This window comes from Rhodoferax sp. WC2427, from assembly GCF_040822085.1.
Classification (GTDB): Bacteria; Pseudomonadota; Gammaproteobacteria; order Burkholderiales; family Burkholderiaceae_C; genus Rhodoferax_B.
The window spans coordinates 1741859-1758445 of record NZ_CP162006.1; the positions used below are offsets into that span (position 1 = coordinate 1741859).

Below are 16587 nucleotides of genomic sequence, written 5' to 3' on the forward strand. Positions count from 1 at the left end.
ATTCAGGTCGTCTTAAAAGGCGTCGATAGCCTTGGCGATGGTCTGTCCCAGCAACCCGTAGCCCGAGTTGGCCAAAATGTCGCGTTGCACGTGTTCGATCAAAGCGGCGCGTTCGTGGGCATGGGCCGGGTTCGAGAAATAGCTGGTCCGGTCAGCCAATTCGGCCAGCGTGCGAAATGAGATTTCCGCATGGGCTGAGGTCAGCGCTGCCAGGCCCTCCCGGGCATCGGTCAGGCACAGCCCACCGGCCATGAACACATCGTGCACCCGGTTCACCACCGCATGGTCGAACTGCAACGACGAGATGTTGATGTTCACCCGGCGGCGATGGAAGACCCGCTGCAACGCCGCAGGGTCGTAGACCGCCGGGTGGTAAGAAACACCGTGCCGGACAACCTGTAGGCTGCGGTTTACCTTGTGCAGGTAGGCGGGGTCGCCGCCAAAAATTTCCAGCGGCGCGATGCCACATTCCTCGAACACCCAGCCGCGAAAAGGCAGCGTCTGACCGGTGATCTCATTGCGCAGCCACTGCGCCTGCGCCACCCGCAGCAGAGTCTGGTCCGAAGCGTGGCCAATGCCGTCGATGGCCTGATCGGCATAGGCTTTGACTAACGGCTCCAGCGGGCTGGCGAAGTCGGCCCGCCGGGCTGCTATCACATCGTCGACCAGCTTCAGGAAACGCGGCGACGAACCGTCCGGCGGATACAGGCCGCTGGGCACGACATGGCCGACGAAGCTGGTTCCAAAATCGAAGCCATAGAGTTCGGGCGGAACGGGATAGGTGTCGCTGGCGTGCGAGACCAGTTGGACATTGGCAATGCCCACAGCGTGCAGGTCAGCCACGTTGTCTGCCTCGATGCAAAGGTGGGCTGACCGCTCTGCCACCCGCAGCCAGGCGTGCAATTTGGCCACGCCGTCCAGGAGGCTCATCCCACCGAGGATGGCGTCCTGGTGAAGAAAAATCAGCTGGCCAGGAAAGTGCTCGAAGAAAAAGGTGCCGCTGCCTGGTTGCCTGGACTGGATCACCTGGCTGGAAGCATTTGACACGTACACCGCGCCGTTCTGACCCTTCAGAAAATCGGCGAAGCTGTCGCTGTTGAAGCCGTCCGGTTTGATGATCATTACGTTGAAACCCAGGCGCTGCAGTTCGGCACCCAGAGCGTGAGCGATGCGCCGGTAGATCGGCGTGTGCGACTCTTCGATGTAGACGGTCCGGGCCATCGTGGTCTCAGGCCAAGGCCGACAAATGTGGCAATGCGGCGGCGCCCTGTGGCCCGAGCAAAGACAGCCAGAAGGCCGGGTCGTACTTCCACCAGGCGTGCCCGCCCATCGGGGGCGACTGCGGGTTGAGGCCGAGGTAGCGCTCGGCCTGTAGCTCCAGCGCAAAGGTGGCGGCGGTCAGCTCGTTGGGCAACACGAAGTCGAGAGACAACGAACCCATCACACCAAAGAACAGGTCTTCGCTCGAGCCGGCCTGCTCGAACACCGTCACCGCTTCGGGAAACTCATGCAGTAGCGCAACGCTTTTGCGGATGCGCCGCAGGCTCAGCCCGCCGTTGCCGACATGGGCTTGCACCTTGCGCCCACGCGGCCCATCGAACTTGCCCAGGTTGACGAACAGTTCGAACGCGTCGGGCCATGGCGCGCCAACGTAGTCATAAGGCCGCCCGCACCACAGGTCGAGATCGTCGCGCAGCAAGATAGCGTCGGTCTGCAGGATCAGCATGAATTCGAACTCGGCGAAACCCTGGTAGAAAGCCGGTGACAACAGCAATCGGCTGTAGCCCTGAACCGTGGCGAAGCTGGCATCGTCATAACGGCGTAGCGTGATGTCGGGGAACTCGGCAGCATAACGGGTGAAGTCGAGCGATGCGGGGCCGACGAAGAATACCTGCCGGCCCGGTGCCAGCTGCGCCAGCGAATGCCGCAGCGAGAAGCTTTCGAGCGCGCTGAGTCTGGCCTTGTAGGTAGGCACTACTATGGCGACGGATGCGGCGGTAGAAATAGTCATGGCACTGAAACGGCGGTTTTGCTGGGCATGGCATATGTTGCCTGATTCGGCTTGACAACGGTTCGCTAAAAGCCGGGCCCAGTCGCCTCGTTTCCGCCGTTCGGACCGTGGTTGAAGCCGAACCGAAGGCCGAAAGTAGTTGTGGCGGCCAGGGCCCCTTCTGGAGTCCGGGCCGTCACAGCCGACGTCCTCTTGTACTCTAGCCTTTGCCGTTGCCTGCCGCCAGGATACCTTGGTGGATTGGGTCCTGGCCCGGCAGGCTCAGGGATTTGCCCAGCGTTGCCGCCGACATCGTGGCATGGCTTACCGTCGACTGTCCGTTCGCGTCGAACTGCTTCATGGCGTCGACCATGCCGCCGATGGCCAGGGCCGCCGGGCCTTGCATAGCGCCGGCGATGCGGCTCGTGTCCAGCCCGCCGGTGCCCGTCGGGGTTTCGCCCGAGCCCGCCGCTCCGCCAAAGCTGCTGATGGCCTGCGCCAGGCTGCTGACCCGGCTGCGCAGATTGTCGGCGGGCGCCGGTGCGTCGACGGTCGGCTTGGCCACATCCACCGGTGCCAGCCAGCCGGTCGCCGCCAGTGCCGGGGTCGGCGCAGTGGTGGCGACGCTGGCGGCGGCCGTGGCCTCGGCCACCGAGACGGTTTGGGACTTGTCGGCCACAAACCAGACGTCGGCCGCCTGGTGCGAAACGCCGTCGGTGGTTTCGTAGGAAGAGGTCAGGCCGACCAGGTTGCCGTTGTCCTTGCTCAGGTCCTTCAAGGTCGACAGGCTCAGACTGGCGATGTTCAGCGAGGCCAGGGTCTTCAACTCGTCGGCCTGGCTCACGCCGTCCGAGTTGCTGTCGACCCAGACCCGCAGGTCGGAGAAGGCCGCGTCGGACGCGTTGACCACACCGTTGCCGTCTAGGTCGAGCTCGCGCAGCGCGGCGTAGCCGTCGGTCGCTTTCGCACCTGAGGCCATCGTGGTCGACGAGCCGAACAGCTCGGAACCGTCGTTGATCTGGCCGTCATGGTTGCGGTCGAGCACCAGCAAACCGTCGCCGCCGCTGACCCAGCCGGTGTTGACCGCATGCCCTTCGGCGAACAGGTCGAACTTCACGCCGTTCTGGATACTTTGCGTGTTGATGCCGTTGCCGTCCAGGTCCAGGATGATTGGCGTGCCGAGCTTGAGGAACGGTGCCTGCGTGGTGGTGAAAGCCTGTGTCTGCGTGGTGGTGAAGGCCTCGAACTGGATCGCGGTCAGGGCCGTAAGCTGCGACGTGGTCAGGGCCACGATGGCGCTGGTGGTCAGGGCGCGCAACTGCGTGCTTTGCAGCACCTGCACGTCGACCGTCTCGAAGGCTGCGACCTGGGTGGTCGTCAGTACGGCGATATCGGTAGTGGTCAGCACCCGCACCTGGCTGGTCGAAAGCGCGGCGATCTGGCTGGTGTTAAAGGCCTGCACCTGCGCCGTGGTCAGCGCGGCGATGCCGGCCGTGGTCAGGGCCTGCACTTGCGCCGTGGTCAATGCGGCCACGTCGGCCGTGGTTAGAGCCACCACCTGGGTGGTCCTGAGCGCGGCCACGTCGGTGGTCTCGATCGCTGCGACCTGGGTGGTGGTCAGCGCTGCGACTTGCACTGTCGTCAGAGCCTGCACCTGGCTGGTGGTAAAGGCGAGCACCTGGCTGGTGGTCAATGCCTGCACCTGCGTAGTGTTCAGCGTAGCCACGCCAGCCGTGGTCAGTGCCTGCACCTGGGCGGTGGAGAGCACCGCCACATCGGCGGTGTTCAGCGCGCCGACCTGGGTGGTCTTGAGCGCGGCGATGTCGGTTGTCTCGATGGCGGCGACCTGGGTCGTCGTTAGTGCGGCGATGGCGGCGGTGCTCAGCACCTCGACCTGGCTGGTTTTCAAAGCTACGATCTGCGCGGTGGTCAGCACCTGCACCTGAGCCGTGGTCAGCGCAGCGACACCACCAGTGGTCAGGGCCTGTACCTGGGCCGTGGTCAGGACTGCTACGTCTGTGGTCTCCAGTGCCTGGACCTGGGTGGTCTTGAGTGCGGCCACGTCGATAGTCTCGATGGCTGCGACCTGAGTGGTCGTTAGCGCGGCTATGGCGGCGGTGCTCAGCGAGGCAATGCCCGCCGTGGTGAAGCCGGCGATCTGCGCGGTGGTCAGCGCCTGCGTCTGGGCTGTGTTGAGCACGGCAACCTGGGTGGTTCGCAGCGCGGCGATATCCACGACTTCGATGGCGGCCACCTGGGTCGTAGTCAGGGCCGCGACCGCGGAGGCGCTCAGCACCTCGATCTGGGTGCTCTTCAGGGCCACGATTTGGGCTGTCGTCAGCGCCTGGGCCTGGGCCGTGTTCAGCGCCGCGATGCCAGCGGTGGTCAGGGCCTGGACTTGGGCGGTGTTCAGCACCGCCACGTCGGCGGTGTTCAGTGCCACTACCTGGGTGGTGCGTAGCGCGGCGATGTCGCTGGTTTCGATGGCGGCGACTTGCGTCGTGGTCAGCGCGGCGACCGCTGCCGTGGTCAGCGCCTGCACCTGGTCGGTCTTCAGCGCCACGATCTGGGCCGTGTTCAGGGCCTGGGCCTGGCTGGTGGTCAGTACAACAACGTTGGCGGTGGTCAACGCGGCGACCTGGGCGGTGGTGAGCACCGCCACGTCGGCGGTGTTCAGCGCGACGATTTGTGAGGTGCGCAGAGCCCCGATGTCGGTAGTCTCGATCGCCGCCACCTGGGTGGTGGTCATGGCGGCGATACCGGCCGTCGTCAGAGCGGCGATGCCGGCCGTGGTCAGGGCGACCACCTGCGCGGTGGTCAGCGACACCACCTGGGCCGTGGTCAGCACGCCGACCTGGCTGGTGGTCAGCGCGGCGATGTCGCTGGTCTCGATGGCCGCGACCTGGGCGGTGGTCAGCGCGGCGATGCCAGCGGTGGTCAGGGCCTGGATCTGGGTGGTCTTCAGCGCAGCGATCTGGCCTGTGGTCAGCGCCTGGGCTTGCGCAGTCGTGAGTGCGGCGATGCTGGCGGTGGTCAACGCGTCAACCTGGGCGGTGGTCAACGCGGCGATATCGGCCGTGTTCAAGGCCACCACTTGTGTCGTCCTCAATGCAGCGATGTCGGTAGCCTCGATGGCGGCTACCTGGGTGGTGGTCAGCGCGGCCACCGAGGCCGTGGTCAGCGCCTGCACCTGGTTGGTCGTGAGGCCGACGATCTGCGCCGTGGTCAGCGCCTGCACCTGCGCGGTGGTCAGAGCGGCGACGCCGGCGGTGGTGATAGCCCCGACCTGCGCGGTGGTCAGCACGGCCAGGTCGGTGGTTTCAAACGCCGCCACCTGGGTGGTGCGCAAAGCGCCGATGTCGACGGTCTCGATGGCTGTGACCTGCACGCTGGTCAGCGCCGCGATGCCGGCCGTTGTCAGCGAAGCGATGCCGTTCGTGGTCAGGGCCACGATCTGGGCAGTGGTCAGCGACGCCACCTGGGACGTGGTCAGCGCGGCGATCTGCGTGGTTCTGAGGGCAGCGATGTCGCTGGTTTCGATGGCGGCGACCTGCGCCGTGTTCAGCGCCGCCACGGCAGAGGTCGACAGCACTTCGACCTGGCTGGTCTTCAGCGCCACGATCTGCGCGGTTGTCAGCGCCTGGGCTTGGGCCGTGGTCAGCGCGGCGATGCCAGCGGTGGTCAGTGCCTGGACCTGGGCGGTGTTCAGTACGGCCACGTCGGCGGTGTTCAGTGCGCCGATCTGCGTAGTCCTGAGGGCCACGATGTCGCTGGTCTCGATGGCGGCGACCTGTGTCGTGGTCAACGCGGCGATAGCGGCGGTGGTCAGTACTTCGATTTGCGCGCTCTTCAGGGCCACGATCTGGGCCGTCGTCAGCGCCTGGGCCTGGGCTGTGTTCAGTGCGGCGATGCCGGCCGTGGTCAGGGCCTGGACCTGCGCGGTGTTCAGTACGGCCACGTCGGCGGTGTTCAGCGCGCCGACCTGGGTGGTCTTCAGCGCTGCGACGTCGTTGGTCTCGATGGCGGCCACCTGCGTGGTCGATAAGGCGGCGATTCCGGCCGTGGTTAGCGACGATATTCCGGCCGTGGTCAGCGCCACCACTTGCGCCGTGGTCAGGGCGGCGACCTGGGCGGTGGTCAATACAGCCACCTGGTTGGTCTCGAGCGCGGCGATGTCGCTGGTCTCGATAGCCGCAACCTGGGCGGTCGTCAAAGCGGCCACGGCGGCCGTGGTCAGGGCTTCTATCTGGCTGGTCTTAAGCGCCACAATCTGTGCGGTGGTCAGCGCCTGTGCCTGGGTGGTGTTTAGAGCACCGACACCGGCGGTGGTCAAGGCGGCGACCTGGGCCGTCGTCAACACCGCGATATCGGCTGTATTCAGGGCACCAACCTGGGTGGTCTTCAATGCAGCGATGTCGGTGGTCTCGATGGCGGCGACCTGGGCGGTGGTCAAGGCGGCAATACCGGCCGTGGTCAACGCGGCGATGCCAGCCGTGGTCAGCGCCACGACCTGGGCCGTGGTCAGCGCCTGAACCTGGGTTGTCGTTAGCGAGCTGATCTGGGCGGTGGTCAGCGCAGCCACGTCGGTGGTCTCGATGGCGGCGACCTGGGCCGTGGACAAGACCGTCATCTCGCTGGTTGTCAGCGCCTGGATCTGGTTGGTCTTCAGCGCCACGATCTGGTCGGTGCCCAGCGCGCGCACCTGTGCCGTCGTCAGCGCTGCAATGCCGGCGGTGGTTAGCGCCTGTACCTGTGTGCTGGTCAGTGCGGCCACATCCGTTGTGTTCAGCGCGGCGACCTGGGTGGTCTTCAGCGCGGCGATGTCGGTGGTCTCGATGGCCACGACCTGGGCCGTTGTCAGCGCGGCGATGGCAGCGGTGGACAAAGCCTGCACCTGGTCGGTCTTCAGCGCCACGATCTGCGCGGTGGTCAGCGCCTGGGCCTGGGCCGTGGTCAGCGTAGCCACGCCGGAGGTGGTCAGTGCCTGTACCTGTGTGCTGGTCAGCACGGCGACGTCGGCGGTGTTCAGTGCGGCGACCTGGGTGGTCTTGAGGGCCGCGATATCGACTGCCTCGATGGCTGCGATTTGGGTGGTGGTAAGCGCGCCGATGGCGGTGGTCGACAGCACTTCGATTTGGTTCGTCTTCAGCGCGACGATCTGGGAGGTGGTCAGCGCCTGAGCCTGTGTGGTCGTCAGCGAGGCCACGCCCGCCGTGGTCAGCGCCTGCAACTGGGCCGTCGTCAGCGCTGCGACATCGGCGGTGTTCAGCGCGGCGACCTGTGTGGTCTTGAGGGCCGCGATGTCGCTGGTCTCAATGGCGGCGACCTGGGTGGTCGTCAACGCGGCAATGCTGGCAGTGGTCAGCGCGGCGATGCCAGCGGTGGTCAGTGCAACGATCTGGGCGGTGGTCAGCGCCTGGGTCTGCGCGGTGTTCAGCACGCCCACCTGGGCCGTCGTCAACACGGCGATGTCGCTGGTCTCGATGGCCGCGACCTGGGTCGTTTTCAGGGCGCCGATGCCGGCCGTGGTCAGAGCCTGGAACTGGTTGGTCTTGAGGGCAACGATCTGCGTCGTGGTTATTGCTTCAACCTGCGCGGTTGTGAGCGCGGCCACGCTGGCCGTCGTCAGCGCGGTCACTTGCGCGGTGTTCAGTACGGCAATGTCGGCGGTGTTCAGCGCGCGGACCTGGGTGGTCTCCAGCGCGGCGATGTCGCTGGTCTCGATGGCGGCGACTTGCGTCGTGGTCAACGCGGCGATAGCGGCGGTGGTCAGCACCTCGATCTGGGTGCTCTTCAGGGCCACGATCTGGGCTGTCGTCAGCGCCTGGGCCTGGGCCGTGTTCAGCGCGGCGATGCCGGCCGTGGTCAGGGCCTGGACCTGCGCGGTGTTCAGTACGGCCACGTCGGCGGTGTTCAGCGCGCCGACCTGGGTGGTCTTCAGCGCTGCGACGTCGTTGGTCTCGATGGCGGCCACCTGGGTGGTGGTCATGGCGGCGATTCCGGCCGTCGTCAGAGCGGCGATGCCGGCCGTGGTCAGGGCGACCACCTGCGCGGTGGTCAGCGACACCACCTGGGCCGTGGTCAGCACGCCGACCTGGCTGGTGGTCAGCGCGGCGATGTCGCTGGTCTCGATGGCCGCGACCTGGGCGGTGGTCAGCGCGGCGATGCCAGCGGTGGTCAGGGCCTGGATCTGGGTGGTCTTCAGCGCAGCGATCTGGCCTGTGGTCAGCGCCTGGGCTTGCGCAGTCGTGAGTGCGGCGATGCTGGCGGTGGTCAACGCGTCAACCTGGGCGGTGGTCAACGCGGCGATATCGGCCGTGTTCAAGGCCACCACTTGTGTCGTCCTCAATGCAGCGATGTCGGTAGCCTCGATGGCGGCTACCTGGGTGGTGGTCAGCGCGGCCACCGAGGCCGTGGTCAGCGCCTGCACCTGGTTGGTCGTGAGGCCGACGATCTGCGCCGTGGTCAGCGCCTGCACCTGCGCGGTGGTCAGAGCGGCGACGCCGGCGGTGGTGATAGCCCCGACCTGCGCGGTGGTCAGCACGGCCAGGTCGGTGGTTTCAAACGCCGCCACCTGGGTGGTGCGCAAAGCGCCGATGTCGACGGTCTCGATGGCTGTGACCTGCACGCTGGTCAGCGCCGCGATGCCGGCGGTCGTCAACGCGGCGATGCCAGCGGTGGTCAGCCCGGCGACCTGGGCCGTGGTCAGGGCCTGGACCTGAGCGGTGTTCAGGGCGCCGACTTGGCTGGTCTTCAGGGCGGCGACATCGAGGGTCTCGATGGCCAGGACCTGGGTGGTGGTGAGCGCGCTAACGGCGGCGGTTGACAGCACCTCGACCTGGCTGGTCTTCAGCGCCACGATCTGGGCAGTGGTCAACGCTTGGGCCTGGGCGGTGGTCAAGGCGGCTACACCAGCGGTGGTGACGGCCTGCACCTGGGCGGTTGTCAGGGCGGCTACGCCGGCGGTGGTCAGGGCCGCGACCTGGGTGGTCTTCAACGCGGCGATGTCGCTGGTTTCGATGGCGGCGACCTGCGTCGTCGTCAAGGCGGCGATCGCATTGGTGGTAAGCGCAACGACCTGGTCGGTCTTTAGAGCAACGATCTGCGCCGTTGTCAGGGCCTGGGTCTGGGCGGTGTTCAGAGTAGCTACGCTACCGGTCGTCAGCGCCTGCACCTGGGCGGTGGTAAGCACAGCGACATCGGCGGTGTTCAGTACGGCGACCTGGGTTGTCTTCAGCGCGGCGATGTCGGTAGTCTCGATGGCGGCGACCTGGGCGGTGCTCAGCGCGGCGATGCCGGCCGTGGTGACCGCGGCGATACCGGCCGTGGTCAGCGCCACCACTTGCGCGGTGGTCAGCGACTGCACCTGGGAGGTGGTCAGCGCACCAACCTGGGTGGTCGTGAGTGCCGCGACATCGCGGGTCTCAATGGCCGCCACTTGGGCGGTGGTCAGCGCAGCCACGCCGGCGGTGGTGATGGCCTGGATTTGGCTGGTCAGCAATGCGCCGATCTGCGTAGTCGTCAGCGCCTGGGCCTGCGCGGTGGTCAGTGCTGCTACGCTGGCGGTGGTCAGCGCTCCGACCTGGGTGGTCGTCAACACGGCCACGTTGCTGGTGTTCAGCGCGGTGACCTGGCTGGTCCTGAGCGCGGCGATGTCGGTGGTTTCGATCGCGGCCACCTGGGCCGTGGTCAGGGCAGAGATGGCCGATGTCGTCAGCGACTGAACCTGACCGGTGGTGAGCGCGACAACCTGGGCGGTGGTCAGCGCTTGGGCCTGTGCCGTGCTCAGCGTGGCTACGCTGGCGGTGGTGAGTGCGGCCACCTGGGCCGTGCTCAGCACCGCCACGTCGGCCGTGTTCAGCACCGCCACCTGGGTGGTCTTGAGCGCGGATATGTCGACCGCTTCAATGGCAGCCACCTGGGTGGTGGTCAGCGCCGCGATGCTGGTGGTGGTCAATGAGGAAATACCGGACGTCGTCAAACCGACGATCTGCGCGGTGGTCAGCGCTTGGGCCTGTGCGGTGTTCAGCACGGCGACCTGGCTGGTGGTCAGCGCGGCCACGTCGGTGGTCTCGATGGCGGCCACCTGGGTGGTGGTCAGCGCGGCCACGCTGGCCGTGGTCAGCGCCTGGATCTGGCTGGTGCGCAAGGCCACGATCTGGCTGGTGTTCAACGCCTGCGCCTGGGCCGTGGTGAGCGCGGCGACTTCAGCCGTGGTCAGGGCGGAGACTTGCGACGTGGTCAGGGCGCCGATCTGCGCCGTGGTCAGTACCGCGGTCTGCGATGTCTTGAGCGCGGCGATGTCGTCGGTCGCGAAAGCGGCGACCTGCGTCGTCGTTAATGCGGCGATACCAGCGGTGGTAAATGCTGAGACTTGGTTCGTCTTGAACGCTGGAATCTGTGTGGTGGTTAAAGCCTGGATCTGCGCGGTGGTGAGGGACGCGATGTCATCGGTCGTGAATGCCTGGATCTGTGTGGTCGTCAGCGCCGCGATGACGTCTGTTGAAAAGCCGCTTACGTTACTCATGACGATCCCCTAAAGCTGACTCAATTGTAACAATTGTAAATAAATGGAACTGTATCAGACAATTTGACGTTTTCGGGCGGGCGCCGTTGGTGGGGGCTCCGGCCAGCAGCGCCGAAATTTTGTGTGTCATTGGTTGAACCTTTGTCTTGGCGCCTCCAGATCGGATCCCGCCCTACCTACTTTGACGGCAGAAAAATTGATAACTTGAATGCAAATTTCAAAAAATCTAACAAAAAAAATCAATTTGCAGTTTAATTTTTTCAATTTAGTGACAGGTCAAGCTTTAAATGCTCGAAAAACAATGGAATTGCAGCTTTTTCGATTTATTTTCAGAAATATGCTTTGTAGGCAATTACAAACTCGTTGTAAGTGATAGCCCGAAGGCAATAAAAAACCATTTTGTGTACAAATATTTAGCAGTAGAGATCGCTTCAGTTACAAAAGGTTTGAGCTGGTGCGGACCTGCTTCCATGCGGTCGCCCGGCGCGTTGCTTCTAGCAGCTGCGGTGGCGTGAGGCGCGCGGTTGATCGCTCACAGTTGGCGAGCGCAGCGTTGTCACCAGCCTGACTTGCCAGCACGAACCAGGTATGTGCCTCAATGGCATCGGCTGCCACACCTTCACCGGTGGCGTACATCAGCCCAAGCCTGGCCTGCGCCGCCGGAATACCCTGCGCAGCCGCCTTCAGAAGCCAGCCGAACGCCGTCTCAAGGCTGCGCTTTGTGCCCTGGCCAGTGGCATGGGCCACCGCCAGGTTGTACTGGGCCTCGGGGTCGCCATGCTCCGCAGCCTGCAACCAGCAGGCCAGCGCCCGTTCCGGGTTTTGGGAGCGGGCATACAACACGCCCAGTGTTGCCTGGGCTGGGACGAAGTCGAGATCGGCCGCCTTTTGGCACCACACGAAGGCCTGCCGCAGATCCTGCTTCAGTCCCTCGCCGCCGCTGGCATACATAGAACCCAGATTCCACAAGGCCTTGGCATCACCTTGTTGGGCGGCTTTCGAAAACCACACCAGTGCCTGCTGAAAGTCTTTGGGCAATCCGACACCGCTCAGGTACGCCGCACCCAGCGCCGACTGTGCCGGAGCATAGGCCTGGTCAGCCGCGCGGCGGTGCCAGTCGAATGCCGCAACGAGGTCGCGCCCGACACCCTTGCCCAAGGCGTACTGTTGGCCGAGCATGTACTGGCCTTCGGCCATGCCTAAGCCGGCGGCGCGCCGGAAGCATTCGACCGACATTACCTCCAGCCCGTTACTGAACAGATGGCCCAACGTAAGCAGCGCCCGGGCATCATTTTGCGCGGCTGCCCGCATGTACCAGGACATGCCTAGGAAATAGTCTGAGTGCTCCGCGCCTCCCGGCTGGGCTGACGAATACAGCCGGCCCAATGCGAACTGCGCGGCGCTGTCACCGTGCTCGGCGGCTTTACGGTACCAGTGCAAAGCTTCGTCTCGCTGACCAGCCTGTTCCAGCAGTTTGGCCAGCGCAGCCTGGGAGGGCGCATGATCCTGGCCCGCGGCGAGCGCATACCATTCTCGCGCCCGTTCCGGATCGCATCGCACGCCCAAGCCGAGTTCGTGGATCAATCCCAGGTGGTAGCGCCCGTCGGCCTCAAAGGGGTCGGCCACATTCAGCCAGCGCTCCTGGCCGTGATTGATGCCAGGGGCACCTGCGGGCTTACGGCCACGGCCTCGACTCTTCAAGCGGTTATCGTTGGCTTCCAGCATGGTAAGCGCCACATGGGCTGCCGGAAAATTCTGTTCCGCGGCACGTCCGTACCAGAATGCCGCCTTGTCCAGATCCCGCCCGATACCTCGGCCTTCCGCGTACAGTCCGCCCAGCGCATACTCGGCACCGGCCAGACCCTGGTCCGCCGCCTGGCGGTACCAGTGCTGCGCCTGCGAATATTGTTGCAGAACGCCGACGCCCGCAGCAAATGCTTCGCCTAACGCTAGTTGTGCCTGCGCCACGCCAAACTCGGCGGCCTTGGCAAAACATTGCGTAGACAGCACGTCGTGATGCGCGGCATGCAACCTGCCGAGCCGCCAGATAGCTTTCGAATGACCCTGGTCCGCTGCCTTCTGGAACCAGTGGAATGCCTGGAAATCGTCTTTCTCAACTGCGGAGCCGGCGGCGTAGCGTGTTCCCATTAAGTATTGGGCGGTGGCTAGCCCACGCTCGGCCGCCTTCCTGATCCACTGCAGCGCCTGCTCGATGTCCTGCTCCACGCCCACGCCGTTGGCGTACATCAGACCAAGCTCGTACTGTGACTCGATGATGCCGATGCGAGCCTCTTTGAGGGTCTCTTTGAAGCTACGCCTATCGCGTGCGCTACTCGATGTGGTCATTGCGGCGTTCTTAGCGTTGGGTTCTTCAGGATGTATTCAAGCGTGGAGGCGAGTAGATTTCGTAGGGAGCGGGCCGAGATCCCATCGAGAAACGGGGCTGTACCCCAGTACGGTGACGACCGCAGATACGAGATTGGTCCGCACAGTAGAAATACTATTGCCCTCAGGGTTCGCGAATGGCTTCGTTCATGCCCTTCGTTAGCGGCCAGGCCAAATAGGAGATGACCGAGCGCTCGCCGACCACGATCTCGGCGGCCATCGTCATGCCGGGCAAGAGTCGCGCGCTTTCCTTCATATTCTTCAGCGGTGTCGGCTCTAGCCTGATGCGGCTCACATAAAAAGCGTCGGCGCCCGATTTCACGGCCGCATCCCGGCGGAACGCATCCTCGCTGATGGTGCGTACGTGCGCCGACAGCGTGCCGTGGCGCTGGAACGGATAGGCGTCGAGCTTCACATGCACCGGGTCCCCGACCTTGATGTAACCCACATCGGCGGACTCGATCTGTACCTCGGCCTCGAGCACCACGTTGAGCGGCACCAGAGTAAAAAAAGTCTCAGCCTCCCGGACGATGGAGCCCGGCGATAGCTTGGCGATCTCCAACACCACTGCGTCCACCGGCGCTGACAAGGTGACCAGTTTCTGCCGGCGATCGGCCTTTTGCAGTTGTTCCTTCAGCGAGTCGCGCTCGCGCGAAACCTGCAGCATATCCTCCATGGTCTTCTGCCGCCAGCCCTTCTCGAAGGCCATTTTTTCGGCCTCGAAAGATGCTAGTTCGCGCCGTAGCTCCTGTTCGTGGTTCACTACCTGCTCCAAGTCCCGCTGGACTTCCTTGGTGCGCTGCTGCGCCTCCAGCAACTGCAGCGGTGCGCCGAACTTCTGGGCCACCATCTTTTCCTGCATGGCCTCTATTTCCTTCAATGAGCGCAGTCGCGAATCCACGAACTGTTGGTCGCGCCGGTTGGTCGACAGCGCAGCCCGCAGCTTGGCGACGTTTTCGGTCAGTTTCAATTGCTGCGCGCGGTAGTTGGCCTTGCGCTCGTTGAGCAGGCTAGCCTGCAGGAGGCCATCCACATCGGTGGCGACTTTTTGCTGGCTGTTGTCACCGGCCAGTTCTAGTGCCAGGCCGTCGATCTGGGTCTCCAGGCTGGCTAGACGCTGGCGCAACTGCGACTCGTCGGCTTGGACGAAGGTTGCGTCCAGCGAGGCCAGACGCTCGCCCCGCTTTACGATCTGGCCGATGCGCACGTCCACGCTCTGCACCACCGCTGTCTCCAGCGGCTGAACTACCACGTTGGGCAAAGGATTCACTAATCGACCCTGGGCGATGACCACTTGGTCAACCTTTGACACGCTGGCCCAAACAACGAAGGCGATGAATCCAAGAACCAGCACGTGCAGTGTGACCTGGGCGAACTTCGGCACCGGGCTGCGCTCGATCTCATCGGCATCTGGCAGGTATTCGACGATGGTGCGGCCGGGCGGGGAGACTCCCTTTCCCCAAGGCAGCCATCGTTTAGAACCCTTGGTCGGCTTCATAGGTGGCTTGTTTGCTGATTCCATAATTGTTGGTAGGTTTCGCAACGCGTGAGCAGTTCGGAATGGGTTCCGCTGTCGACCAGCCGACCCTGCTGCATTACCAGGATGGCATTGGCGTTAACCAGGGTCGAAAGGCGATGCGAGATCATCACCACCGTGCGGCCAACGGCGATCCGCGACAGGTTGCGAATGAAGATGGCCTCGCTCTCGGGGTCGAGCGCGCTGGCGGCCTCGTCCAGCACCAGGATGCGCGGCTTGGTCAGCAGCGAACGCGAGATCGACAGGCGCTGCTTCTGCCCGCCTGAAAGGTTGGATGCATTTTCCTCCAACATGGTGTTGTAGCCCTGCGGGAGGCGTTCGATGAATTCGGCCGCGCCGGCAGCCTCGGCCGCCGCGACGATCTCCTCGAAATTGGCCTCGGGTCGGGCTGCCGAAATGTTCTCTCGAACCGTTCCTCGAAATAAGAAGTTCTCTTGCAGCACCACGCCGATCTGCCGGCGTAGGTGGGCCAGCTCGATCTCGCGTGCATCGGTGCGGTCAAAGCGAACGATGCCCTCCTGGACGCCGTACAAACCCTGGATCAGCTTGGTCAGCGTGGTTTTGCCCGAGCCGCTACGGCCGACGATGCCTACCACGGTGCCCGCCTTGATGGTGAAGCTGGCGCGGTCCAACGCGGCATTGCTGGAGCCCGGATATCGGAAGGTTACCTCATCGAACGATATCTCGCCGGCAAGCTCAGGCCGCAGACCACCCGCGCCGACGCGGCCTTCGGAGGGCCGGTTCATTACCTCGCCGAGCATACGCACTGAAAGGGCCGTTTCCTGGTACTCGTTTACCAAGCCGACGATGGCAATCAGCGGCGCCACCACCCGCCCCGAAAGCATCTGGAATCCGATCAGCGCACCCACGGTCAAGGTCTGGTCAAACACGTCCTGCGCACCGACGACGATGATGACCACCGGCAGCAGCTTGCCAAGAAGGTCCGTGATGGCACCGCCTGTGATCGCGATCTTGCCTACCCTGAAGTGCATGTTGATGGACTGGGCTGAGCGCTGGTCCCACAGGCGGCGCTGCGCTGGCTCGATGGCCAGGGCCTTAACCGTGCGCATGCCGTGGATGGTCTCGACCATCATCGACTGGCGCTCGCCTTCGGCGTTGTACAGGTCACGCAGTCGGCGGTTGAAACTCGGCACCATGGCCGCCACCACACCACAGATCAGACAGGTGAACGCCAGAGTGATCAGTGCCAGCTTGGCCGAGTAAGCGAACAGGATCGGCAGAAACAGGAACAGCGAGGTCGCATCGAGCACAGAGAAAAACATGCGCCCTGTCAGGAAGGCGCGGATCTTCTCAACCTGCTGCATGTGGCGGGTGATGACACCGGCGGTAGTGGTCTCGAAATAGTCAATGGGCAATGACAGCAGGTGTGCAAATGTTCGTCGGGTCAACCGCATGTCAATCTTGTTACTGGCCGACAGCGTGAGTATCTGCCGCAGGAAGCCGAACAGTGCGTCGAGCACCAGCGCCATCACGATGCCGACACCCAGTACCCATAAAGTGGAAATGCTCTGGTGCACCAGCACCTTGTCGATCACCAACTGGAAAAAAATCGGTGAGGCCAGCGCCAGCACGTGCATAGCCAGCGCGGCGATGGCAATATCGCGAAGTGCCGCCTTCTGCTTCATTATTTCGGGGATGAACCAGCGAAAGCCAAATTTCCGGTCTGGTTCGGGCAGGTTGTTCTGTCGTTTCAGTAAGTAGACATCGCCCTTCCACATCAGACAGAACTTTTCTTGTTCGATTTGCAGCACGTCGGTGGGCCGGTCGGCAAGCGGATTCAGGATGGCCACCTGGCTGATGCCGTTCATGTGTGCGCTGACCACGATGACCGAGGTGTTGTCGGCCAGCCGCGCGATCAGCGGAAAAACCCCACCTTGGGCCTGCAGGTTGACCCATGAAAGTTTGTCGGCCTTGGCCTTAAGGCCAATGTCAGACGCGATGCGCAGCACCGTCGCTGGCGGCGGCTCAACAGCTGCCAACGCATAGTCCTCTATCAGTCGCTCAGGATTGATCGGCAGGCCATGATGCTGGGCTATCGCGGCTAAACATTGAATGGTGGAATGCGGGAATCGATCTGTCATGGTCAATTCCAAATGGAATAGCCTGCATTTCATCATGTGAGCGACG

At 63.8% G+C, this 16587-nt stretch carries 6 protein-coding genes; all 6 read right to left on the bottom strand.

Annotation, left to right across the window (positions count from 1 at the left end):
• Positions 1–12: 12 nt before the first annotated feature.
• Positions 13–1221, bottom strand: coding sequence for a hypothetical protein (locus AB3G31_RS08290; protein ID WP_367849717.1), 1209 nt, complete (start codon positions 1219–1221; stop codon positions 13–15).
• A gap of 7 nt (positions 1222–1228) precedes the next feature.
• On the bottom strand, positions 1229–2011 hold the full coding sequence (locus AB3G31_RS08295; RefSeq protein WP_367849718.1) for a DUF5672 family protein: 783 nt from the start codon (positions 2009–2011) through the stop codon (positions 1229–1231).
• 199 nt (positions 2012–2210) lie between these two features.
• Entirely contained in the window at positions 2211–10517 is an 8307-nt protein-coding gene (locus tag AB3G31_RS08300; RefSeq protein WP_367849719.1) for a heme utilization protein, read from the bottom strand.
• Between the two features lie 435 nt (positions 10518–10952).
• On the bottom strand, positions 10953–12863 hold the full coding sequence (locus AB3G31_RS08305) for a tetratricopeptide repeat protein (protein ID WP_367849720.1): 1911 nt from the start codon (positions 12861–12863) through the stop codon (positions 10953–10955).
• Between the two features lie 163 nt (positions 12864–13026).
• On the bottom strand, positions 13027–14400 hold the full coding sequence (locus tag AB3G31_RS08310; RefSeq protein ID WP_367849721.1) for an HlyD family type I secretion periplasmic adaptor subunit: 1374 nt from the start codon (positions 14398–14400) through the stop codon (positions 13027–13029).
• On the bottom strand, positions 14397–16541 hold the full coding sequence (locus tag AB3G31_RS08315) for a peptidase domain-containing ABC transporter (RefSeq protein WP_367849722.1): 2145 nt from the start codon (positions 16539–16541) through the stop codon (positions 14397–14399). The genes AB3G31_RS08310 and AB3G31_RS08315 overlap by 4 nt, the downstream gene beginning before the upstream one ends.
• Positions 16542–16587 lie beyond the last annotated feature (46 nt).

Excerpts from the sequence above, each read along its gene's own strand:
- AB3G31_RS08290 (WP_367849717.1), bottom strand. The coding sequence starts at position 1,221 with ATGGCCCGGACCGTCTACATCGAAGAGTCGCACACGCCGATCTACCGG.
- AB3G31_RS08295 (WP_367849718.1), bottom strand. The coding sequence starts at position 2,011 with ATGACTATTTCTACCGCCGCATCCGTCGCCATAGTAGTGCCTACCTAC.
- AB3G31_RS08300 (WP_367849719.1), bottom strand. The coding sequence starts at position 10,517 with ATGAGTAACGTAAGCGGCTTTTCAACAGACGTCATCGCGGCGCTGACG.
- AB3G31_RS08305 (WP_367849720.1), bottom strand. The coding sequence starts at position 12,863 with ATGACCACATCGAGTAGCGCACGCGATAGGCGTAGCTTCAAAGAGACC.
- AB3G31_RS08310 (WP_367849721.1), bottom strand. The coding sequence starts at position 14,400 with ATGAAGCCGACCAAGGGTTCTAAACGATGGCTGCCTTGGGGAAAGGGA.
- AB3G31_RS08315 (WP_367849722.1), bottom strand. The coding sequence starts at position 16,541 with ATGACAGATCGATTCCCGCATTCCACCATTCAATGTTTAGCCGCGATA.